General features: G+C 51.1%; 18 protein-coding genes and 1 tRNA gene. 4 read left to right on the top strand and 15 right to left on the bottom strand.

The window, feature by feature from the left end; genetic code table 11:
• Positions 1-202: 202 nt before the first annotated feature.
• Positions 203-622 carry a hypothetical protein gene (locus FKG95_RS28355; protein ID WP_142899842.1) on the bottom strand — a complete coding sequence of 140 codons (420 nt, stop codon included), beginning with the start codon at positions 620-622 and terminating at the stop codon, positions 203-205.
• Positions 623-716: 94 nt separating this feature from the next.
• Between FKG95_RS28355 and FKG95_RS28350 the strand changes: the two genes are divergently transcribed.
• Complete coding sequence (locus FKG95_RS28350) at positions 717-1823, top strand: AI-2E family transporter (protein ID WP_218940401.1); 1107 nt, start codon at positions 717-719, stop codon at positions 1821-1823.
• 126 nt (positions 1824-1949) lie between these two features.
• On the opposite strand, the gene FKG95_RS28345 is transcribed toward FKG95_RS28350, so the two are convergent.
• On the bottom strand, positions 1950-2567 hold the full coding sequence (locus FKG95_RS28345; protein ID WP_142899841.1) for a hypothetical protein: 618 nt from the start codon (positions 2565-2567) through the stop codon (positions 1950-1952).
• A 659-nt stretch (positions 2568-3226) separates the two neighbouring features.
• On the opposite strand from FKG95_RS28345, the gene FKG95_RS28340 reads away from it, so the two are divergent.
• Positions 3227-3904, top strand: a complete 678-nt coding sequence (locus FKG95_RS28340) for a type 1 glutamine amidotransferase domain-containing protein (RefSeq protein WP_142899840.1) — start codon at positions 3227-3229, stop codon at positions 3902-3904.
• A 990-nt stretch (positions 3905-4894) separates the two neighbouring features.
• On the opposite strand, the gene FKG95_RS28335 is transcribed toward FKG95_RS28340, so the two are convergent.
• The 6 genes from FKG95_RS28335 to FKG95_RS28310 form a co-directional block, all read right to left on the bottom strand.
• On the bottom strand, positions 4895-6424 hold the full coding sequence (locus tag FKG95_RS28335) for an ATP-binding response regulator (RefSeq protein ID WP_142899839.1): 1530 nt from the start codon (positions 6422-6424) through the stop codon (positions 4895-4897).
• A gap of 136 nt (positions 6425-6560) precedes the next feature.
• Entirely contained in the window at positions 6561-8075 is a 1515-nt protein-coding gene (kaiC, locus tag FKG95_RS28330) for a circadian clock protein KaiC (RefSeq protein WP_142899838.1), read from the bottom strand.
• 7 nt (positions 8076-8082) lie between these two features.
• Positions 8083-8400 (bottom strand): circadian clock protein KaiB, encoded by a 318-nt coding sequence (gene kaiB / locus FKG95_RS28325; RefSeq protein ID WP_142899837.1) that lies wholly within the window; start codon positions 8398-8400, stop codon positions 8083-8085.
• 8 nt (positions 8401-8408) lie between these two features.
• A complete protein-coding gene (locus FKG95_RS28320) occupies positions 8409-9275 on the bottom strand; it encodes a response regulator (RefSeq protein WP_142899836.1) in 867 nt (288 codons plus the stop codon).
• Between the two features lie 64 nt (positions 9276-9339).
• Positions 9340-9768: a response regulator gene (locus FKG95_RS28315; RefSeq protein WP_142899835.1), complete on the bottom strand. Its 429-nt coding sequence runs from the start codon at positions 9766-9768 to the stop codon at positions 9340-9342.
• 26 nt (positions 9769-9794) lie between these two features.
• The gene (locus FKG95_RS28310) at positions 9795-12155 is read right to left on the bottom strand and encodes an ATP-binding protein (protein WP_142899834.1); all 2361 of its coding nucleotides are present in this window, start codon (positions 12153-12155) and stop codon (positions 9795-9797) included.
• Between the two features lie 181 nt (positions 12156-12336).
• Here FKG95_RS28310 and FKG95_RS28305 point away from each other — a divergent pair, with 181 nt between their 5' ends.
• Positions 12337-13758: an ABC transporter substrate-binding protein gene (locus FKG95_RS28305; protein WP_179954318.1), complete on the top strand. Its 1422-nt coding sequence runs from the start codon at positions 12337-12339 to the stop codon at positions 13756-13758.
• Positions 13759-13823: 65 nt separating this feature from the next.
• On the opposite strand, the gene FKG95_RS28300 is transcribed toward FKG95_RS28305, so the two are convergent.
• The 6 genes from FKG95_RS28300 to FKG95_RS28275 form a co-directional block, all read right to left on the bottom strand.
• Positions 13824-16118, bottom strand: coding sequence for a two-component system response regulator (locus tag FKG95_RS28300; RefSeq protein WP_179954317.1), 2295 nt, complete (start codon positions 16116-16118; stop codon positions 13824-13826).
• A gap of 641 nt (positions 16119-16759) precedes the next feature.
• The gene (locus FKG95_RS28295) at positions 16760-18778 is read right to left on the bottom strand and encodes an ATP-binding protein (protein ID WP_142899831.1); all 2019 of its coding nucleotides are present in this window, start codon (positions 18776-18778) and stop codon (positions 16760-16762) included.
• 414 nt (positions 18779-19192) lie between these two features.
• Positions 19193-19897 carry a PEP-CTERM/exosortase system-associated acyltransferase gene (locus FKG95_RS28290; protein WP_179954316.1) on the bottom strand — a complete coding sequence of 235 codons (705 nt, stop codon included), beginning with the start codon at positions 19895-19897 and terminating at the stop codon, positions 19193-19195.
• Positions 19898-20069: 172 nt separating this feature from the next.
• The gene (locus tag FKG95_RS28285) at positions 20070-20522 is read right to left on the bottom strand and encodes a helix-turn-helix domain-containing protein (RefSeq protein ID WP_142899829.1); all 453 of its coding nucleotides are present in this window, start codon (positions 20520-20522) and stop codon (positions 20070-20072) included.
• A gap of 874 nt (positions 20523-21396) precedes the next feature.
• Positions 21397-21675 (bottom strand): type II toxin-antitoxin system RelE/ParE family toxin, encoded by a 279-nt coding sequence (locus tag FKG95_RS28280; RefSeq protein WP_142899828.1) that lies wholly within the window; start codon positions 21673-21675, stop codon positions 21397-21399.
• Between the two features lie 17 nt (positions 21676-21692).
• Positions 21693-21965, bottom strand: a complete 273-nt coding sequence (locus tag FKG95_RS28275) for a type II toxin-antitoxin system ParD family antitoxin (protein ID WP_142899827.1) — start codon at positions 21963-21965, stop codon at positions 21693-21695.
• Between FKG95_RS28275 and FKG95_RS30285 the strand changes: the two genes are divergently transcribed.
• Entirely contained in the window at positions 21861-22241 is a 381-nt protein-coding gene (locus FKG95_RS30285; RefSeq protein ID WP_246116934.1) for a hypothetical protein, read from the top strand. The two genes, FKG95_RS28275 and FKG95_RS30285, sit on opposite strands and share 105 nt — an antisense overlap.
• 44 nt (positions 22242-22285) lie before the next feature.
• On the opposite strand, the gene FKG95_RS28265 is transcribed toward FKG95_RS30285, so the two are convergent.
• Positions 22286-22362: transfer RNA gene (locus FKG95_RS28265), tRNA-Met, on the bottom strand.
• Positions 22363-22410 lie beyond the last annotated feature (48 nt).

The following is a 22410-nucleotide window of genomic DNA, read 5'->3' as shown; positions in this document are numbered from 1 at the left end:
ATACAACACGCTGCAGATTGAACAGGCAGACTGTTGAGCAGCCATAAGGCAGAAACACTTAAGTCTCGAAACAGTCTAACCCGATCGAACAGCTTATAGAAGTAATCAGAAGCAGCGATTGCTTCGCCATCGGATGCGAGGCATGAGCCGTCAGCCATTCCGCCGTACGGCAGCTCTTTGCGTAGGCTGCAAAAGCAGGCCGCTAGCCGGAGGTCTTGCTGGTGGCCTTCAAGGCGTCGATACAGGACGCCTCGTCGCCGGACTGGAGGTGTGCGCGCGCGGCTGCTGAACGATTGGCTTTATCCTGCAGGTTTTTTTCCGAGACGAACCAGGCCTCGATCGGCTGAGATAGCTTTTCTTCGCCGTCAAGATAGACGAAAGACCCGTCTGCCATTTCAACAAGCAAAGGCATTTCCGCTGCCAATTTGGACATTTCCGACCTTTGGCCCGTGCGCTCTTCCTCTGCCCGGAAAAGATCTCCCTCCAGTTCCTCGAGCATCACTTGGCAGTTTGCCGGTGCTTCGGCATCTTTGCTGCCGGTTTCAGCCGAAACGGCCACGGATCCAACCAGAAATGGCGCGGCCACTGTCGCCGCGAGGAACTTTTTAGAGGCTGTTCGCATTATACATACTCCGGAAATTGACTTCCGGGGATAACGCCGCTCCGGGGAAATAGTTCCGGTTGACAAGGCCGCCGCGTGTTGAAGGGAGAAACTTGTGCAGGATAATCGAGGAACGGTAGCGCAGGAATTGACGGCGATTCGCTATCTGCTGACTGGTATCTTTGCTCTTCTGCTGATCGTATCCATGTTTTTTGCAAAGGACGTACTGCTGCCGATCGTCATGGGATTTCTCCTCTCCCTCACTCTGAGTCCGCTGGTGCGCGGTGCGTCAAGGGTCGGCTTCCCGGCTGCACTGACCGCACTCCTGCTGATCGGGGGACTGAGCCTGTCCATACTGGTGAGTTTTTACATGATGAGCGGCACCGTCACCGAGTGGGTCGAGGAAGCCCCATCATTCGGTGACAAAATCAGAGAACGCCTCACCCCGGTAAGCGAGTCCGTCGAAGCTGTAAAAGACGCATCGAAAGAGGTCGAGAAAATCACCGAAGCCTCTCCACGACCCGTCCAACGGGTGGTCGTCGAGCAACCTGGCCTGCTTGTTTCCGCAGTCAGCAACGTGGCCAGCGCCGGCACGTCGATCGCTGTCGCGTTGGTTTTGGCGCTCTTTTTGCTGGCCTCGGGAGATCTGTTTTACGCCAAGCTCATAGAGTCATTCTCTCTAATGAGTGAAAAGAAGAAGGCGTTGAAGTTGGTTTATGATATCGAGCGCCGTATCTCTCATTACCTTTTAACCATTACCTGCATAAATGCGGGTCTGGGCTTGACGATTGGGACCAGCCTGCATGTGGTGGGGCTGCCGGACGCTCACATATGGGGCACGGTTGCGTTTTTCCTGAACTTCCTTCCCTATGTCGGCGCCCTTGTCGGGACGCTGCTGGTCGCAGCCTTTGCCGTCGTTACTTACGACAGCCTGGCTTTCGCCGCTGTCGCGCCGGGGATATACCTGGGATTGGCAGTGCTTGAGGGACAGTTCGTCACACCCATGATCCTCGGGCGCCGACTTGAATTGAATACAGTATCGGTGTTGCTCACCGTCATTTTCTGGGGTTGGCTCTGGGGAATTGCCGGTGCCCTGATGGCTGTTCCCTTCCTCGTGCTGATCAAGGTCGTTTGCGATCATGTTCAGGAGCTGCAGCCTTTTGGAAACTTCTTAAGCGCTCGCGAAACATCAACCAGGGACACCGCTGTCGCAGCGCAATGAGCGCCCCGCATCCTATAGCCATGCCATACGGCAACGTCTCATCCATCCGGGTAGACGTTGGAGAGGCTGCTTCACCTCGTCCAACATCAACGCATGAAAACTAGTAAGAGGTAGTCAGTACACGCCTCACTTTTTGTAAAATGGGACAAGAGTATTGACGTCGACCTCTTGGTCGCGATGTTCTCCACCCAGCTTCGCCGCAAACCACGCTGCAGCAGCACCGATTGCCGCCGCTGCGGCTGTGGCGAAAGCAGTTATGATCGAGGCATTGCCCGCGATCCGCTCTGCAAGCTCGGATACGTCACCGGCGTTCCCGGCCGCCAAAGGCGCGTCGCTTAATGCTGCAAAGCCGGCCGCGATAAATAGCGAAAATCCTGCAACGAGGCTCGCGACAGCCCAAACTACAAGGCCGTGAATGCCGTCACGAAATTCCACTTCATGCTGGGGCGCGTGAACCCACCTGGATCTCATGCGTCCGGCGAGGTATCCGCCAGCGGCCGCACTGGCGAGCGCGACCCAGACGACCCATAAACCGGCGACCAAGACATTCCAGGACACGGTTCCGTCGTCCAGGAGGGGCGCGCCGGCAGACAAACCGACCGCCGTCCCGAATTGAAGAAGAAATGCCGAGATGGCCACGGCAACAACTGCCCCGCCCAACACCGCGCTCCAGGCAAGATGCGATTCACCGGCCCGCTCTGGCGCAGAGGCAAGCACGGTAACTTCCGACGTTTCTGTTGTCATGAGACTTACTCACCGTAAGCCAAGAAACGAAAGAATAAACAAGACAACGACAACGAGGCCGACGAGGTAAATTATGCTGTTCATCACTCTTCTCCAAAATTGCTGATGGCTACGCACTGCTAACGCGACCAGGTCCTGTTAGTTCCGCTTCATGCCGATCGTTTCCTTCCAGCGGTGATCGTGAAGCGTCAAAAAAAGTCAGCTTGAGGGGAACGCTTGAGTGACCTGCCCGTTAACTCTCCAACAGAGTGGTGGAGAAGCAGCACGCAGGCCGAACGAGGAGGCCGAGAAGGATCAAGGAGATGCAGAAAGGTTTAGGAATCGCCCTCTCGGGCGCGGCACTGATTGCGGCAAACACGGCCTGGGCGGCCTCCGCGATTGCCCAGACGAATGATATGACAACGCAGTCAGCCGAAACCTCCCGCATGTCAGACACCGCGTCAGCTCCGACAAAAAACTCGAACTCACTGATGACAGCCCGCTCGTTGTCAACATGACCAAGGACGACCTGAAAGCCATGCCCGAGTATGAGCAATCTGAGTCCTTCTGGGATGAGATCACGAAGTAGGTTGTGAACGATCGTCTGCCGAACGGCAAATTCGGGGAGGCGCTGGACCTGAGAAGCTTTTTAGAAGCTCATGATAACAAGAGGAAATCTGATGAATGTACTGATGATTCTGACGTCACATAGCGAGCTTGGCGATACGGGAAACAAGACGGGTTTTTGGCTGGAAGAGTTTGCTGCGCCCTACTACGTTCTGCGAGACGCCAGAGCCGAGGTTACCCTAGCCTCGCCGAAAGGCGGGCAACCGCCGCTTGATCCCAAAAGCGACGCAAGGGACGCCCAGACAAAGGCGACCGAACGATTCAAAGCGGATAAGGATGCACAAATCGAGCTCACCGCAACAAAGAAGCTCTCGGAAATCGTCCCCGAAGACTTCGACGCCGTCTTTTTTCCTGGCGGGCACGGACCGCTCTGGGACCTGACAGAAGACGAACACAGCCGGCGATTGATCGAGGCTTTCTGGGCGCGCGGCTTGCCGATTGGTGCAGTCTGTCACGCGCCAGCGGTCTTTCGGCACGCAAAAGGTTCCGACGGCAAGCCTCTGGTCGCTGATCGTCGAGTCACCGGCTTTTCGAACAGCGAAGAAGACGCCGTCGGGTTGACTGACGTCGTCCCCTTCCTGGTCGAAGACATGTTAAAGCAAAACGGTGGGCTTTATGAACGTGGGCAGGACTGGGAGTCCCATACCGTTGTGGATGGTATCCTTGTCACCGGGCAAAACCCGGCATCGTCCGAAGCCGCGGCGCGCGAACTTCTGGCACTGCTGGAATAGTTCTAATGACTTCAATTACCCCCAGGCTCTCGTCGTGCCGTATCCTCTTACGGCGTTTTGCGTTTCCTGATAATCCTGAACGCAAAAAAATCTCGCGCGAGGTGCATATGTCCCGATCGGCTGTACGCTGATTGCGAGGCAGCGGGTTTTTAAGTCGGTTTGAACGGGAATTGCGTCAGTTATGCGCGAGGTCTCATCACCCGGCGGAGCTCGCAGGTTCAGGGTCCGGTCTGATATCCAATAAAAAACCCGGCACGGGGCCGGGTACTTTTATTGGTTGCGGGGGCACGCAACCAACTTTGTGCAGTGTTCTCAGCGATGAGGCTACGCTCCCTGCGGTACTGAAGGAATACAGGTACTTAAACAAGACCTGGCCCTCCCGTGCTGTTGTTTACCCACCGCTGGCGCATAACGTTCGGAACGCCAACTTCTGCAAACCTCCGCCGGGTCTGAACCAACGCTATCTCACATGAACACCTTGATGAAATGGCGATCATGTCTCAGCGCAGCGCTATTGGCTGTCCTGGTCCGGTGCCGACAATGAGAGCGAAGCATTGGATTTCTTTGTCCATAGGAAGCGAGATATGTAGGGCGCGAAGAAGCTTATAACAAAACAGTTACTCAAGGAGCACGGCTTTGCGCACGGCACAGTCATGACAGGTGAATTTGAGTCCTACTTTGCGGCATTTCGAGCCGCAGGCCTCGTGGCAGAACACGACTTTAGTCTAAACGCTATCGACCCGGCTGAGAGCGTTCATCAGTCGCTCCGAGGACACGAGCGAAAGCTCAATGGTTTAGATCACCCGGCGCATCGCCGCGTATCTTCTTCATCCATGCGACGAAATGCAACAACACCACTGATCAACCGGGCCTCATACGACGCCCCTACTCTAAGGTGATCTGGAGGTAGAGTGTCAGAACCAAAATCGGACAAGCGGAAGGTTAGAATCTCCGCATGTGAATTCCCCAAAACTGGAAGCGTGCAATCGTTTATGCAACAACTTCGCGCCTGAACTCTTCTTCTTTCTGATGCGAAGGCACGACAGAGGTCACCCGATCCTCTGGGAACAAAATAGTCATTGTAGTTCCCTTGCCGAGAAAACTGTCGATAAAAATGTCGCCCCCATGCAGCAGTATAAGCTCTCGCGAAACGGCCAAACCGAGCCCTGTTCCTTCACTTTCCCGCGCGACCGTTGCATCCCCTGCCTGAACAAACGCTGAAAAGACCCGTTCCCGGTCGACTTTTGAAATTCCACAACCATGGTCTATGACTTTGATTTGAGGGTCACTTTTTCTGTGACTAATGATTCTCAGTTCGACCTTTGAGCTATCAGGCGAAAACTTGATCGCGTTCGATAGTAAGTTATAGAAGATCTGCGACAATCGAGTAGCATCCGCTTTGACAAACAAGCTCTTGCAATCGCAATGAAGCTCGATCGCCATGTTCTTTTGTGCTGCAATAGCTGCGGTCGTATCCATCGCATTTGAGAGGAGCTCTACTAAATCAAGATTCGTCTCGTTTAGAGTGAATTGGTCCGCCTCTATTTTTGACAGATCCAAAAGATCGTTCACGACATTAAGTAAATGAGTTCCAGCTTGTTGGATGCTCCCTACGTATTCAATATATCTTGGAACACCGATAGGACCCAAGATCTGCGACTCAATCATTTGCGAGTACCCTAAAATCGCATTTAGCGGCGTCCGGAGTTCATGGCTCATTTTTGCAAGAAAACTGGACTTGAGTTGACTCGCCCGCTCTGCTTGAGATTTCGCAATTCGAAGTTCTCGTACTTCTGAACGCTCTGCCGTGATGTCGCGCAGGGTCGCAATATAGCCAGGGCCTTTCTCCCAGGATGTCCGCATGATTCGCATATCGGCAACGGCGACGGTGCCGTCGGGGCGCACGAGATCAACAATCGTACGCTCCAAGCTCTCGAAAGGAATACCAAATGGCTGGCCAATCATGCGCTCGGCGGAGCGGCCAAACAAGGCTTCCGCGGACGGGTTTACGAACTGCACGACACCCTGCTCGTCGATAAGAACCAGGCTATCTGCGTTGTTTGTAATGATGCTCTGATATTGAGCCCGCTCCCGCGCTGTCTCTCTGACTTCGGCATTTGCTTCATGCATCACACGAAACCGCTGAACCTCCAGAAGAAGCTGCTGAATCAGATTTTTTCCTGTAAGCGAGCCTTTGACCAAGCAGTTTTGCGCCCCTAGGCGGACTGCATCTTCAGCAAAGGTCAGGTCTTCATGCCCGGTCAGAACCACGACCGGAATTGAATCTGCCACTTGTAGTATTTTGATGACAGTGGCGATACCGACAACATCCGGAAGATTTGCATCCAAGAGAACAAGGTCAGCGCTAGCTTGCTGCAGGTAGTCGACAGCTTCCGATGCACCTCGCACCTGAATGAGGTCAAAGGCCTCGCCCTGGAAGCCGTTAACATCCTCCCGCAGCAACCTTGCGTCACCGGGATTGTCTTCGACATGAAGGATTCGCAATAAAGATTTCGTCATTCTTTTACGAACTCGTTAACTCATTGCCTTGTTTAGGCATATTTAGTTAACAGTTCGTTACTAATGTCAATCTTTACGATAATATCTATTTAATTACTTACTTATTGGTGTGTAAATTTAACCGCAACAAGAAAATCTATTCAAATAATTGATTCAGTCTTCCCTGCTCTTCAACCGAAATACCTTGCGGCATTCCAGAAATGATTCCCGTCACATTTCTGAAAGGCTCCCCTAAGCTCATTCCGGTGGAGTCGATAGTGTACTCCCGGATATCTTTATCATGCCGGGAACCTCTCATCTTGATGACCGTCAATCCTCTGCGCATTTCACCCAGAAGCTCAACGTATCGCAAAAGAATTATGGAGTCTGTGATGGACGAGATGTGAGCTTCAGTCACGGAACTCCCCCCTAACAAGGAAGGTGTCGTCGCTGTCACCAGCATTGCGATATTCTGCTGTTTCACATGCGCGGTTATACTGATGACGAACTCGCGATAGGCCTTGACCGAAGAAACGCGTTCCAATGCCGACAGGCTGTCAATCGCGACCCGATCAGGCTGGAAAGCTTCAATCTCACGCCGTATACGGATGAGATGGTCCTCAAGAGTCGCTGATTCAGGGTAAAAGCAACTCAGCCGCAAACGGCCTCTGCGTTCAAACTCAGGGAAGTCCAACCCCCAGCCATCTGCATTTCGCGTCAGTTGCTCTCGGCTTTCTTCAAAAGCAAAAATCAAGCATTTTTCGCCTTTGTCGCAAGCCCCGGCAAACTCTGAGACCATAAGCGTTTTACCTGTACCGGTCGCGCCGGACACAAGAATAACAGAATCTCTGAAGAAGCCACCTCCACAGATGCTATCAAGATCTTCGTTGCCCGATGTGATCCGTGTGTTCGTCGAGCCTTGTTCCAGCTCGATAGCTGAGAGGGGAATAGCCTCCAAACCTGAGCCTGGCATGACGGTAAACGGGAATTCGCCCTTGTTGTGCACAGTACCCCGAAATTTCAAGATTTCGAGTGTTCTCCTGCGCTTCTCTCCTTCAAGAACATTTCGTAGAATTATGACGTTATCAGATACAAATTCTTCGACGTCATAACGTGCCACCGGTCCATATTCCGCTGTTCGTTCCGCGGTAAGTACCGCGGTCGTTTTGAGTTCCCGCAGTACGCTCACGATCCGTAGAAGCTCACGCCGCACAATGGCGGTATCGGCAAACTGCGCGAAGATCGCGCCGATCGAGTCAAAGGCGACCCGCCTCGCGCCGGTTTTTTCGATCGCAAATTCGATGCGCGCAAGAAGCCCGCCGAAGTCGTAATCGGCCATGACGATTTGTTCGTCGCCAATCTCCGGTGAAGCATCGACAAAAGTCCACCTTTTCTCAGCTTCCCATTTTTCGATGTCCCATCCGAAGCCAAGCATATTTTTCCGTATTTCCTTCGGCGTTTCCTCGAAGGTTATGAAGACGCAAGCCTCGTCGTACTGCAGGATACCTGCAGCCAGGAACTGACATGCGAACACGGTCTTGGCGCTGCCCGAGGTACCGGCAACCAAAGCCGTTCGGCCCAACGGAAGACCGCCCTGCGAAATGTGATCAAATCCAGGAATTCCTGTCGGAAGTTTTTCGATTGCATCAACGGGATCAACTGTTGTCGACATGTTTTCTTCATTCCTTCTCGGACTCTGCCCTTGAGCTATTGTATACGATCAGATCCAATCCTAGCAGCACTCGCTCCCGGTCCGACAGGTCTCCAATAATCCTGCGGACCGGTAGCGGTAATTCTTTGATGACAGCAGGTGTCGCGATAATTTTGTCGTCTTCAGCCAACTGCGGGTTTTCGACAACGTCGATTACCACCAACTGATACCGGCCTTCCAATTCGTTCATACAAATCGCGCGAAGATTCCGAATGGCGCGTTCGGATCTTGGTGTATGCCCTGTCACGTAGAGCTTTACTTGATAAAACTGTTCTGATTCTGTCATCAGCTCTCTCACTCTCTATCGGAACCATTGCCGGGGCCACCTGTCCACATTGCATAGGTTCGGTACCCTTCGGCCACAAAGCCCAGAACCTGCACGAGAACAACTCGCGCTTCCTGTGTTAAACTGAGTAACTGTCTTGGAGAGGGGTTCTCGTCGGTGACTTTCTTGTCGAGAACCGATAGATGGACATCGATAACGTCTTTGGGCCCTGCGCGATATTGGCAGAAGACATCAGCCAAACGTCTAAACTGATCCGTCGATGATGTTGCTACCCGATAAAGCTGTTCGGATATGGCAACATCAAATGTACTTTCATATTGTTTGACGAGCCCACTGAACGCGGTCGGAGCGGCCTCTTTAAGAGGTGGACTCTTAAAACGTTTGCGTGTTGCGCTCATCGAGGTTTCACCCACAATCGAATAGAGCGCATCCATCTCCCGCGTTCGGTTTTGAAGAATGCTCGCTTCTTCCAGTCGTTTCTTTAAGTCTGCGCGTTCGATCGCGTATCTCAAAGAACGTGACAACAGCTCGCTCGTCATCCGGTTTTTCACAAGATAATCCTGGGCACCCTCCGCGATTGCTTCCAACCCAAGGCTCTCATCATCGCGTCCCGTTAGAACAACAATTGCCAGCTCGGGGAACTCGGCAAGAAGCGCTTTCAAACCCTCGAACTCCCGGGCGTCCGGCAAGGTCAAATCCAGCAAGACTGCATCGAACCCGTTTGCTGCCAACTCAGCCAATGCACTGTCGAGACGAGCGACCGTCGAGATATGATAAGTCGCATTGTCAATGTCCGAGAGCATCTCCCTGGCAAGTACGGCATCCGCTGGATTGTCTTCGACAATCATGATCTGCAAGTCAGTACCCTGTTGCATGAGTCCCCGCCGGCGCTGGAATTGCGTTTACGCTGTTTGAAACACGCCCCTCCATTCAGTTGCCCTAAGGTAATCTGACGACAGTGAACCAGAAGTCCTCAATACCATTGACAACGTCGATGAAGCTACTCATGTCAACGGGTTTTCGGACGTAGCAGTTGGCGTGAAGATCGTAACTTCGAACAATATCCTCTTCGGCTTCAGACGATGTCAGTACGACCACGGGAATACGCCTGAGGTGTTCATGCTCTTTAATGCTCGCGAGCACCTCATGACCAGAAACACGCGGGAGGTTCAGATCCAGGATGATTAGATCGGGCCGTGGTGAATCGTTGAACTCTCCCTCCCGATGGAGAAACCGCAAGGCAGTCTCACCGTCCAGAACCGAGTTCATTTTTGTGAGGATCTTCGCGCTGGCGAGAGCTTCCTGTGTCAACCGCACGTCACCAGGATTGTCCTCGACCAGAAGTATCTCAATTGGAGTTGTGTCCATGATCCTTGCCTCTCGTCCTCCCACTCTCAAGCTACATTGATTTTCGGTAAAGTGAAAGCAAAGCACGAACCCGGCGAAGATTTTCGCTCCAGGGTTACATTCCCGCCATGCCGCTCGACGATCCGCTTGACGATCGCCAACCCAATGCCTGTGCCCGGATACTCCTCCCGGGTGTGCAAACGCTGGAAAACGTCGAAAATCCGCTCTGCATATTGATCGTTCACACCAATTCCGTTGTCGTCGACGCTAATCTTCCAAAACTGCCCGATATCCAATGCGCCGATTTCCACAATCGGGGCAGACTTGTCGTTAAACTTGATGGCGTTGTGCACCAGGTTTTGGAGCACCAGACGGATTTGTCCCCTATCACCCGTGACAACAGGCAAGTCGCTCGTCTTCACCTCAACGCTCTTTTCATCAATAAGCATCTTTAGATCGCTGCATACCGCTTCAACCTCATTGGCGATCTGCACCTCACTGAATTCAAGCTTCTGATTGCCTGCACGAGAGTACTTTAAGATATCATTTATCAAGTGTTGCATGCGCTTCGCGCCATCTACAGCGTAACCGATGAATTCCTTTCCATCCTCGCCCAGCAGTTCCGAATACCGGCGCTCCAAAAGGTCGCAGTAGCTGGCAACCATGCGAAGCGGCTCCTGCAAATCGTGCGAGGCAATGTATGCAAACTGCTGTAGTTGCTCGTTAGATTGCCTCAGTTCGTTTAAACCTCGCTCAAGCTCTTGTTCTGCCTTTTTTAACGGCGTGATGTCCGTGGCCGCGACAAGGATGTAACGCGCATCTGTCTCGGGGTCTGTGTAGGGCACTTTGTCGGTTCGAACCCACCCTTCTGAGCCGTGCTTAGGCGTAAACTTCTCCACGATACCAAGCATGGGCTTGCCGGATTTGATGACCCGCAGATCGTCTTCATGATATTTCGCAGCCATCGCTGGGAAAAGCTCGTAAGTATCAGCGCCCTCGACATCCTCGACGCTCATTCCCATTGCATCGGCAGCTTGCCGGTTCAGACGAAGGATCCGGTTTTTGTCGTCTTTGTACCAAATGCGCGCTGGTACGTTGTCAAAGATCAGACGCTGCTCTGCTTGCTGCATACGCAACTCTTCCCGGGATGCATTCAATTGAATGGCATTTTCACGAAATACCGAGATGGCGTGAGCCATCTCGCCGAGTTCGTCCTCAGCGTCGTCTTTCACTTCCACATCCAGTTCCCCTCGGGCAAGGCGCCGGGTGACAGCAGTCAAACGCTTCAAACGCTGGGTGATGCTGCGGGTTACAACGAACCAAGTAGCCGCTGTCGAAGCGGCAACAGATAAAACGGCGACAAAAATAAGCACGACCCGGCTTGAGCTGATGACCCCGCGAGCCTCGGTTGCTGCTGACTCGATAGATAGCTCTGCGCCTGACAGCAGTTGGTCGGTAAGGACGGAAATTCGAGCCGACTGGCGGACGCTCTCTTCCGACAGCCTTGCCAAGGTCTGACTACTCTCGATTTGCTCGAACTTTTTATCGAACAAACTATCCGGGCCAAGCGTAAATTTCGAGAGCTCGACAATACTTGTCGCAATTACATCTCTTGTCTGACTGTCGCGGCTGTCGATCGTCTCACGCAACACGCTCTCAAAATCTGGGTTAAACAGGGCGTGAAGCTTGCGTACGCTGTCCTGATCGCTGGCAGAATTAAGTTGATCCAAATATGACCCAAGGATCTCCGTTTTGAATTGCATCTCAGAGAGCTGCTGAAAAACAAAAATGTCAGCATTAACGAGTCTTTCGAGGCGCTCAGCAACAGCTTCCCTTGTTGAGCGTCTTTCCGTGTCCAGCATCGACAGGAGAGCTTTACCGTGTTCGATCAACGCTGCTGAATGTCCTATCGCCTCGGGATGCAGAGCCGATAAGATCTTATCGATCAAGTCACGCGTCTTCGTAAACTCAGTGCGAAGGGTGATATCGAGTGCAAGGCGTCGCATTGTCACTTCAAACTGCTCTTCCAGCGAAGCACGGAGTGTTTGAAGTGAATTCCGCAGTGCAGCACTGGTTGCAGTTGCGCCATTTGCGGACTCAATATCCGTGATCAGCACGCCTAACTGCTTTGCATCCTGGCGAATAGACCGGAATCGCTTCTCAACATCTGTAGCACTTTCAATTTGGGTCAGCCGCGATGTAGCAAAGACCAACTCAATTGCGCGGATTCGTATTTCCTGCGCATTCAAGGCCTCGGGAAGAGCATGTCCAACAACCTCTTCTTGCGCGGTTTCGATGACCGCAAAACTAATTAACGCGGCGACAACGGCAACAAGTGATAGGAATGCAATGCCGACGAATGCAATCCGCAGTTTGTTCGCGACTGTCAGGTTTCGGTTGAAACGCAAACCAAGTCCTTAAACTTGCACTCGTTGAACGGAGTTAAATGCTCGGGAATATTAAACTAATAAGAGTGGTTTATGGCGCACTTTAGGCGTATAGTTGTATTATCAACTGTTATTTGTCCAGCCTGGAATCAAGTTTGTGCTCCCTCATCTCCCACCAACACTCATGAATCGTCGACGAGCGATGTTCATCTCTCTCGCAGGTTTGATGTATCCTCCTGTTGCTGCAAAGGCTAAAGCTGATGACAGTCTGTCTCACTTGCACAGGCAAATCGTCCAACAAGCGAAGGCCCTGGCAGACAGCGGCACGTCGTCCCTGAGACTTCTACTTCCGAAAGGCTCGGAGAAGAATGTCCAACCCATTATCAGCCGTTTTGCAGCTGAAACTGGCATCGCTGTTCAGATCGATGTCGTTCCGGTCAACCAAGTCAGTGTCACTGTCTTAATCGACAAACTCTCCGGATCATCAAATTTCGATTTGGCGTTACCAGCAACGTTTGAACTTCCAGAGCTTATTGAAGCTGGTGCGATCCAACCGCTGGATCTCTTCGCAGCGCGGTATCAGCCAGAAGACTTCCAGACAACATCACTCTACTCCGTCGGCGACTACTACAATGGAAGGCTATACGGGTATCAGACGGACGGCGACGCCTACCTCATGTTTTTCCGCAAAGATTGGTTAAACGATAAGGACGAGCAAGCTCGCTTTGCTGATCGTCATGGCGTTGAACTTGCTCTTCCTCAAACCTGGGAGAGCCTTGACCTAATGATGGACTACTTTAATCGCCCAAATGAAGGCCGGTTCGGCGGCGCTCTTTTTCGCACCCCTGATTTTATTGTTTGGGAGTGGTGGATGCGCTTTCATTCAAAGGGCTATTGGCCAATAGACGATGACTTTCAGCCTCGGTTCGAAAGTGACGCGGGGGTTGCTGCCCTTGAAGATCTCATTCGCGCAACTCAGAGTTTGCATCCTCACGTATACACGGACAGTTTGTTTGAGAACTGGCGGCGGTTCTCGAAGGAGAATATTTTTTGCAACATTGGATGGGGTGGAACTCAAAAGTTTCTTAACAAACCGGGATCACTTGTAAGCAATAAGATCGTCCACGATGTCTTACCAGGCGGCATTATTGATGGCGAACTTATGCGCGTATCGCACTTTAACTGGGGCTGGAACTATACAGTTTCAAACCAATCGAATCATGCAGAACTGGCTTATTTGTTTAGTCTTTTTGCCGTAAGCCCTGCTATATCGACTTTCGCAGTTCGAGAAGCAGAGGGATTCTTTGATCCTTTCCGTTCAGAACACTATGACGATACGGCGGTGCAAAAGAGCTACTCGAAAGCGTTCCTCGATGTCCATCGCAGGAGCATGTTGCACGCGGTCCCTGATTTCTACGTCAAAGGCCAAGCGGAATACTTCGACGCTCTGCGCACGAACATAATTCAAGCAATACAGGGAGAAATCTCGTCTCGCGAAGCGATGCACAGGGCCTCTGACCATTGGCGCTACACGACCCAGCGACTGGGAGAAGCAAGACAAGCCAAGCAATGGGCATTCCTAAAGATGCAGTATCCCGAAATCTGCAAACGGCTTTTAAGATAGGACATGGCTACAGGCCCAACGGTTACATCAAAAACACAGTGTGACTTACCGAAAAACTCTGAGATTCAGGAGATTTGACTCGCTACAACTTCAGGAAAATAAGCTGGCTTGTTCGTGTCGCAGCCTTGCATCCATTCGACCAAATCGTCTGAGCACATGGGTTTACTAAACAAGTACCCTTGAGCTTCTTCGCAGTCCTCGTTACGCAAAAACTCGAGCTGCCGAGTTGTTTCGACTCCCTCACCTATAACTCGCAACCCAAGCTTATGACCTAACATGATCGTCGCAGAGACGATCGTAGCGGACTCAACATCGGTTTCCATATTAGAAACAAAAGATCGATCGATCTTTATTTGCTCGACAGGAAACTCCTTTAGCAACGTGAGTGAGGCAAATCCTGTACCAAAATCATCCAACGCAATCCCTATTCCCATTGAGCTCAACGCACCGAGAATTTGCGTTGCACGCTCCACATTATCCATGATCCCGCTCTCCGTTACTTCAAGTACGAGAGAGCGTGGCGAAACCCCCGTTTCGTTCAATATCGTCGTAACCGTCTCAATAAAACTCTCACGCTTGAGCTGAACGACAGAGACATTGACTGCCATTTTGAGCTCGGTCCAGCCTTCGTCGTGCCACTCACGCAACTGGGTGCAGGCTTCGCGAAGCACCCATTCACCGATAGGCACGATTAACCCGGTGCTCTCCGCAAGAGGAATAAACTCATTCGGGCTTAAGGCCCCCTTCTCTCTCGACTCCCATCGGATAAGGGCCTCGACACCTACAACCTCACCTCCGGAAATACACACCTGTGGTTGATACATAAGGTGTAGTTCATTGCGCGTTATGGCCTGCCGAAGCGCTGGTTCAAGCTCGCGAGTGCGTAGCAGGTTCTCGAGAATACTATGATCAAAAAACTCGTAACCGCCGCGGCTTACTTCCTTACTGCGATACAAAGCCATGTCCGCCTTCTTCAACAGATCCTCCGGCGTGTCGGAGTCGTCTGGAAATGTCGCGATCCCGATACTCGTCCCGGTAAAAACTGTTTCACCATTGATGCAAAATGGTTCCGACAATTTGTCAATGATGACCTGCGCAGGGATAGCTGCCGAGTCATTAGAGTCTAAGTGATTTAGGATCACGACAAACTCATCGCCCCCCAGGCGCGCGACGCAATCCGTTTCACGAACGGACGCCTTAAGACGCTTCGCAACGAGCTTCAAAAGCTCATCGCCGAAAGGATGACCCTGAGTGTCATTCACAATCTTGAAATGATCCAAATCCAAACAAAGCAATGCGACAGAATGCCCAGCCCGATTGGCATTGGCCTGGGCTTGGGATAGTTGTTCTTGGAGGGCGTTTCGATTGAGCAACCCCGTCAAAGGATCTTGTCTCGCCTGTTCCCTGGTCGAGGCTTCTATGCGCCGCCGTTCTGTGATGTCGACCGCGGTCACCAAGAGATCCAATGATGTTCCACCCTCTGCTGCCAGCGGCGAGCCAGAGAGGACTAAACGCTTTGTTTTGCCGCTGCGGGCACTAACAATTGCTGATTCGAAGGTCGACCCAATTCCTCTCTGCCATTTCGAGAACTCACACTCAGCTTCCGGTCTGCTGTCCACGGTAAAAAACGACAAGAAATCAGATGCTGAATGCGAGGCTGACAAATCGATTTCGAGGAGCGCTATCATCGCCGGATTTAGATATCTTGTTTTACCTTCGTTTGTGACATGCCAAACACAAATCTGGCAGTGTTCTGTCAGTTCCTGCAGGCGCTGATCCGTATCTTGCGGAATAATGTAGACAGTTTTCTCGCTTAGTTCTGACTGTGCCAAATGCTCTGTTAATTGCATCATATTGTTGGTTTGAGCTTCAAGCTGTGCCTTAGCCGTGTCCAACTGGAGATTTCGGCGCATCAGCTCCTCTTTGCTGCGCCGAAGCTCTTGCTCGATACTGTGCCTTTGGACAGAATATCGGATAGCCCTTTCAAGCTGTGTTGCCTGCAGGTTGTTTTTCGATAAGAAATCAGCGGCGCCGGCATTCATTGCATCGAGATCGATTGCTCTTTCAGAGTGACCGGTCAGAAGGATCGCAGGAACCGCGAGATCCTCTTTTGAAAAAAACCTGATTAACTCAATACCCAACCCGTCGGGTAGATTGTAGTCGATAAGTGCGACATCAAACTTCTCATTGTTTGCCAAGTGCAATGCCAGACTACAGGTGTTTGCTAAAGTAAGCTCGAATCCACTTCCATAAATTTCCTCAAGTAGTAACGAGATTAGACGCGCGTCGCCTTTGTTGTCCTCGACCAGAAGCACTTTAACATCCGGTCGCTTCGCCTTACTTAGATTCGTGGTGGGCATAGAAGTCATCCGATTTTTTCGGATATCAATGTCGAAATCCGAATAGCTGCAAATTCTGATCACCTGGTTGCAATGAGTATCGTATCTAACGGCTCTCAAAAAACCACCTGAAGGGGCACTTCTTTTAAACTTACGCGCAATAATATACTGAAAAAATAACTAATAAATTAATCAGGCGACGAGATTGGAAACTCAGGAAAAGTGAATTTGAAAACGTTTATAATATTTTGTAGGCATAATATTTAAGTATACACTTATACACCAATAAGTTAAAATCTCTCGTCAAGATTTTCACTCAAATTGCAAATTAATTACTGCAAATTTTCTATTTCCAGTCGTACATTTTGTGAAAATAAAATGCAATTTTGGAACCTGATGTCAGACAAAATTTTTCTTTTCTACTGTCTTCTTACAAGTTGATCCTCGATCGGGTGGGCTGAATTTTGCAATCGCTTGTAAGCCGGCATCGACGTTTCGCGCAGTTTCCACAGGAAACAAACTCGTTATGGAATAGCTTGGAGTTTCTTACGCAGGAGCGAGATAACGCCCCGCAAGAAGGGCATTTGAAGGACCGAAACACGTCAGGGAGTAATCATAAGACCGTTACAAGTCCGTAACGCGTTCAGCCTCAAAGATACGGGTTATTGCTCCCTGGGTAGGGTAAAGGTGAAACGGGTTCCTTTGCCAGCTTTCGTCGTCAAGGCAATTTGGCCGTTATGCCGCTCGATGACACGCTTTACGATTGCAAGGCCGATCCCTGTGCCCGAGTATTCCTCTCTCGTGTGCAGTCGATTGAAGACGTCAAAGATTCGATCAGCATGCTGCGGATCAATACCGATACCGTTATCGTCTATGCTGATTTTCCAGTGTCCTCCCTCCAGCTCTGCAGCGATATCAATTCTAGGGTCGGTGGCGTCGTTAAACTTTATCGCATTGTGGATCAAGTTTTGAAAAACCAGCCGTATCTGTCCACTGTCCCCCCATATCGTCGGCAAGTCCGAGCATTGGATTTCAACACCACGTTCATCGATGAGAGCACTCAGATCGCGCCGAACAGAATCCACCACTTCTTCAAGATCTACAGCGGTGGTCTGGTATTCATGATTACCGGCGCGTGAATACTTAAGCAGGTCATTGATGAGGCCCTGCATGCGCCGAGCACCGTCGACGGCAAAGTCGATAAACTCACGGCCATCATCGCCCAGCTTCTCGGCGAACCTTAACTTCAGAAGGTCACAATAACTGGCCACCATTCGCAGAGGCTCCTGCAAATCATGTGAGGCAACATACGCGAACTGCTGGAGGTCTCTGTTAGATCGCTCTAATTCCGATACAGTTTGTGCAAGCGCCGTTTCGGATTGTTTCTGTTTCGTAACGTCTGTGACAACAGCAAACGAACGCGAAGTTCCATCACCAACAGCAGGCTCCTGAATGGCAGACATAAGAGCATCGAAAACCTCGCCGTCCTTCTTGACGAATTGGTACTCCACGTCGGTGATTTCACCCTCCCGGATGAATCGCGGAATCACCTCGGCTTTCGCATACTCCCTCGATTGCTCCGTCAGAAAGTCCGTACTCGACCGCCCAAGCACCTCTTCCCGGGTATAGCCCATTTTTCGGAGCCAGAATTCGCTTACGGATATGAGTTTGCCATCCTTGCCGATGGAATGAAGCATCACGGGAGAGTTGTCATAGAGTTCACGATACCTCTTTTCACTCTCCATCAGCGCGGCCGCTAACCGGCGATGCCGCGACAGTACAATAGAAATCATCAACATCGGTACGGCGATTGCCACCAGAGTAATTTGAAGATTCTGCACACGTTCTGCGATCGACAAGCCCTCCAACGATCCAACAGGCCCAAGACCTTTGAGGGTTAAAAAAGTCAGCACAATACCCATCACCGAAACGGCAAGCGAGCAACCAGCGACGCTCGACTGAAACACAACCCACAGGAAAACCATCTGGAGCAATATGAAAACGACAAAGACGTTTTCCTGCAATAGAACCCAAGCGCTCCCAGCGACTACGATCACGAGAGCAACAGCCCTGGCCATTGTAGAGACTTGCCGTGACCAGCCTTCAGTGCGATGAACAACAAAGAAGGCAAGCGGGAAAAAGATGATCAGACCTGTTACATCAGCGATCCACCAGGTCTTAAACACATCGAAAAAAGAGGCTCCCATCATGTAAGAGATGGTGCATGCCCCGACAAAGGCACCGGCCGCTGGTGCTGAGACAGCGGACACCAGAAAAGACCTCGAGAAGTTAGTTACGTCGCCAAAAACCTCTCCCTCGCGCACGAGTTTACGCATGAGATAGAGGCCGACGGCGACTTCTACGATATTCGCAGTTGCGAGCAGCAAAGAGACGACGATAAGTGAACCGTAGACCAAATTGGCCGCCACGTTGGCGACAAAGCAAACGCTAAAAAAAACGATCCGGTGACCTGGCGTCGCATAAACCAAAACCGCAAGGAGTATTGCATTGGGCGGCCAGAGAGCGGCAACGTTCCCCGCCTCGCGCGTCCACTCGATACCAAGCAAAGCAGCTATGAAGTAGGCTAAAGCCAGAGCAAAAGCCCTTAAAGCCAGTCGTGCAGTTTCAGACAGTTTGTCAAAGACGCGCAGGTTTTCGTTCGCATTCGCTTCCTTCGTCATCTAACGCGCCTCTGTTTTGTACGGCTCAACCTTCGCTTGCCAGCCGATCATAACGTAGTGATGCACGGTTTGTTGAATAGTAATTTCAAGTAAGCGTACGGAGACGAAGCCCAGAAAAGAAATCCCATAGGTTTCATGCGTCATCAAAGTTGGTTTGAAGTCGCTCGTATCATCAATGTCACCGCAGCATGCCTGCGGCAGCCTTGCACACGAGTAGCCACTCTTACAACCATGGTGGATAGTATGCACCGACACGCCAAAACCACTAAACGGAGAGAGCTGGCGTTAACAGTCGGAGCAATAGCGAAGCTGCGGTTACGGGAGCAATGCGCTCGAGAGCACGAAGCACCAAACACCTCAACCTTCATCTCGAAATCAAAAGAAGTTGCGAAACGACAACTTCGCACGCTTACACTAGCAGGCGGCGACTAGCTTTCCATCGTTCGTGCCAACCTGCCAAAACTCCTGACGTTTCAGCCTTGAAGAAAGTAAAAGCTCGTCAAGTGACGCAAAACACGGTTGCCTCATTCCATGGTAGTTCACGATCGGTCCGAGCGAGTGAAAGTTAAGTCCGAAGCGGCTCAAAAGCCTGATCAACGCCGGCTCCATCACTGCACATAAATGAGAAACGCCGTGCTCAATAGCCATCCTCAGCACATTTTGCATGAGCCCTAATGTGATATGCGGCATGATCCGGCGGTTTGAGAATTGCTGTTTCGACTCTAACTCGTGCCAATTAATGTCAGCGTAACGTTCTTCTCCGGAACGGCGGCGGAATTCTCTCGAAATTGCGTACCGAGATATCTCGGCTGACGTTGCCACTGGAAAAGGCAAGGCTTCAGTTTCAACAAGATCATGAATTGGTAAGCAATGAGCCATTTCGCGGAGCGGCAAAACCAAGCGAACAGCGCCTACCGTTGTTTGAGAGGGACGATGGATGAGAAGACTGTGAACCGAATGTGCGTCGAAGGCGTCTATTTCCAATCCACTGGGATGTTCCTCCGGGTCTTCAAAATCGTTTTCGACGCAATAAACCTGGTACCGCAGCCGAAATGCTTGTTCGATTGCTTCAGATGTCTTGGCAGATTTCGCTTCAAACCAGTAATTGAAGAGTTCCACAAGTGGGGCACCTGCGGGCGGGGGAGAAGGTATCATATTTGAGCTGGTCACAAGCGGTCTCCGTTTTCCACGCTGGTGTCTGTGAAATTCCTTCCTCGGTGTTGATTGCAACCGAGCCCGCCTCCGGTGCTTTGCAAGCAGTTATCCAAAGCACCGGACTCCTTGCTTGAAGTTAACGTGCACGACTTTGAGATGCCCAAATGCCATGCAAATTCCTGAGTGCCTCGTTAGAGCGGTTCAAGCAATCCTCAGACACTTGGTTTCGAATTAGTTCGTTGCTGGCGTGCGCCTCGAAAAGACTGTCAAGAGCAAGGTGTATTTCAACCCCCGCAGGCGACGCCCTGACAAGTAGTAGTCGTCGGTCTTGTGTTGATCGGGCTTGCAACAAATAGCCATGTTTGATCATTTTTTTTATGTTGTATGAAACGTTTGACCCCAAATAGTAACCGCGCTGGGTCAAGTCACCGATCGAGAATTCATCGCGACCAATGTTGAATAAAATGACTGCTTGGACGCTCGTGAGATCGCGCACAGCGAGACGATCAAGTTCAGCCTTGACAACTTCCAAGCATTGTCGATGGAGACGCTCAATTAACTCAAGTGTTCTCGTGAATGATGTCCCCATGCGACAATCCTCATTATTTTAGAGAACCTAAAATACATCAATACAAATTTAAATTAAAAGCGTTACTAATTTGCTTAAAAATTAGAATTTGTCATTTTTTATGTAGGAAAAAAATAATATGCTTTAGAAATTGCATCCTCTAGATTGAATCAATACTAAAAGTATTTTTGATCAACGGTTGCCACAGAAAGTGCCACCTAGGTTGAGACGGCTGCAAGTTTTACAAGTCGACCCTGATTGTCGTTTTGATTTCAATGAACTCAAATTGAATGTCGACTCATTTGTGACTAACTAACCCCCTCTGCCACATTGATAGGCGGCAAAAGGCTCATTCAAACGTCGACGCGCGTTCCAATCAATCCGTTGCGAGGAGAATGAAACCGAAAATCGTCCCCATGATTGATGCAAGACTAGAGCGCGTCATGTTTTAACGGAAACACTCTGTGTTTTCGCTAAAACATGTGAACCCGCTCTAAATCATATAAGTAGAGCAGATTCACCGGTACGACGGATCGCCGAAGGCGATTCCATCTAAACCGGATCTGCTCTAGCACCTCGAAGTGATGCGCCCTTTACTTCGTGGGCAGATTCGGATTGCGGCAAGTTTGAGTAGGGTGAGATCGCTTGCCCCCTTCTTTTCGTATCGCTTGGCCATTCTCTGGAAATGCTTGATGCGATTGAAGAGCCACTCGATCTTGTTTCCGGTTTGGTAAGTAACGGGTAACCAATATGGGAAATGACTGTTCATCTTTTGCGCTCAGCGTTCCTGTCCATCTTCGGTGCAAAGTCCCGTGCCTTTTCCAAATGCTCACCCGGAATGTGGCGCGCAAGATCGCGGGAGTCATGCAAGACGCGGCTGATCGCCACTTCGTCATCATGGGGCAAAAAAATACAAGATGAAACGCCGGGGCGACTTAACGTCGGATGCAGACCGTTCCCGGCTCAGCGTGCTATGATAGCTCCTGATGTTTGGTCCAATTTCGGGGCGCTCCTTGCTGCCGGGACGAAACGGGTCTTGCCAGACATCACGGATGGCCTGTTTGAGGAGCGCATCATAGGCGCCGGCGCCAGAGCGGCCATAGTGATCGATGGTGTATTTACGAATATCGGTCAGATCGTAGCGAGCCGTAGCGGTGATCGAGAGTTTGCGCATGGATCACCGTCTACCTGTCATCTTTTGTCGGCTTCCTCGGCTACATCGCCAAAGAACGTATCCAGCGCAAGATCATCGGCAATGGGTGTGTAATCGCCCCGCTCGTATGCGTTAGCGCCTGTCTTGGCATCACGTCTGAGCGCTTCGAGCTTAGCCTCTTCCTCGCGCTCCTGACGTTCGAGCAGATGCAGGGCAGCGCGAACCACTTCGCTGGCATTCTTGAACCGTCCCCCTTCGATCTGGCGGGTCAGGAAGCTGTCAAAACGCTCGGTCAGGCCGAAGTCTATCAACCCTCGCTCAGACCCTATCAGCGCCTGCCGGAACTGACTTACCCCTTCCACGACAAGGAAGTCATCGTCACATCCTGCGGACGCATCTGCATGCACAGAAAGAAAATCAACCTCTCAACCGTCATGGCAGGACAACGTGTCGGCATAAAGGAAGTCGACGACGGTATTTGGCTCGTAAGCTTTATGAACTATGATTTGGGATACATAGACCTGGAGCAGAAAACTCTGCAAACCATCGACACACCGTTCGGCTCGAGTGTGTTACCCATGTCATAGGTACAAGCTGTTACCTATGTCTCCGGGTCGGACAGGATGTTTTTTGGTTGCGGGGGCAGGATTTGAACCTGCGACCTTCAGGTTATGAGCCTGACGAGCTACCGGGCTGCTCCACCCCGCGGGAATTTCTGTTGGCTGTTTGTTGATTTTGGGATGGTTTGTGTTTGTG

Source organism: Denitrobaculum tricleocarpae, from assembly GCF_007004665.1.
In the GTDB taxonomy this organism is placed as follows: Bacteria; Pseudomonadota; Alphaproteobacteria; order Kiloniellales; family Kiloniellaceae; genus Denitrobaculum; species Denitrobaculum tricleocarpae.
This window is presented reverse-complemented; position numbering and strand designations above follow the sequence as displayed.

What these genes read in the sequence shown, in the direction of transcription:
- FKG95_RS28355 (WP_142899842.1), bottom strand. Translation starts at nt 622, where the DNA reads ATGCGAACAGCCTCTAAAAAGTTCCTCGCGGCGACAGTGGCCGCGCCA.
- FKG95_RS28345 (WP_142899841.1), bottom strand. Translation starts at nt 2,567, where the DNA reads ATGACAACAGAAACGTCGGAAGTTACCGTGCTTGCCTCTGCGCCAGAG.
- FKG95_RS28340 (WP_142899840.1), top strand. Translation starts at nt 3,227, where the DNA reads ATGAATGTACTGATGATTCTGACGTCACATAGCGAGCTTGGCGATACG.
- FKG95_RS28335 (WP_142899839.1), bottom strand. Translation starts at nt 6,424, where the DNA reads ATGACGAAATCTTTATTGCGAATCCTTCATGTCGAAGACAATCCCGGT.
- kaiC (WP_142899838.1), bottom strand. Translation starts at nt 8,075, where the DNA reads ATGTCGACAACAGTTGATCCCGTTGATGCAATCGAAAAACTTCCGACA.
- kaiB (WP_142899837.1), bottom strand. Translation starts at nt 8,400, where the DNA reads ATGACAGAATCAGAACAGTTTTATCAAGTAAAGCTCTACGTGACAGGG.
- FKG95_RS28320 (WP_142899836.1), bottom strand. Translation starts at nt 9,275, where the DNA reads ATGCAACAGGGTACTGACTTGCAGATCATGATTGTCGAAGACAATCCA.
- FKG95_RS28315 (WP_142899835.1), bottom strand. Translation starts at nt 9,768, where the DNA reads ATGGACACAACTCCAATTGAGATACTTCTGGTCGAGGACAATCCTGGT.
- FKG95_RS28305 (WP_179954318.1), top strand. Translation starts at nt 12,337, where the DNA reads ATGTTCATCTCTCTCGCAGGTTTGATGTATCCTCCTGTTGCTGCAAAG.
- FKG95_RS28300 (WP_179954317.1), bottom strand. Translation starts at nt 16,118, where the DNA reads ATGCCCACCACGAATCTAAGTAAGGCGAAGCGACCGGATGTTAAAGTG.
- FKG95_RS28295 (WP_142899831.1), bottom strand. Translation starts at nt 18,778, where the DNA reads ATGACGAAGGAAGCGAATGCGAACGAAAACCTGCGCGTCTTTGACAAA.
- FKG95_RS28285 (WP_142899829.1), bottom strand. Translation starts at nt 20,522, where the DNA reads ATGGGGACATCATTCACGAGAACACTTGAGTTAATTGAGCGTCTCCAT.
- FKG95_RS28280 (WP_142899828.1), bottom strand. Translation starts at nt 21,675, where the DNA reads ATGCGCAAACTCTCGATCACCGCTACGGCTCGCTACGATCTGACCGAT.
- FKG95_RS30285 (WP_246116934.1), top strand. Translation starts at nt 21,861, where the DNA reads ATGCAGGGCAGCGCGAACCACTTCGCTGGCATTCTTGAACCGTCCCCC.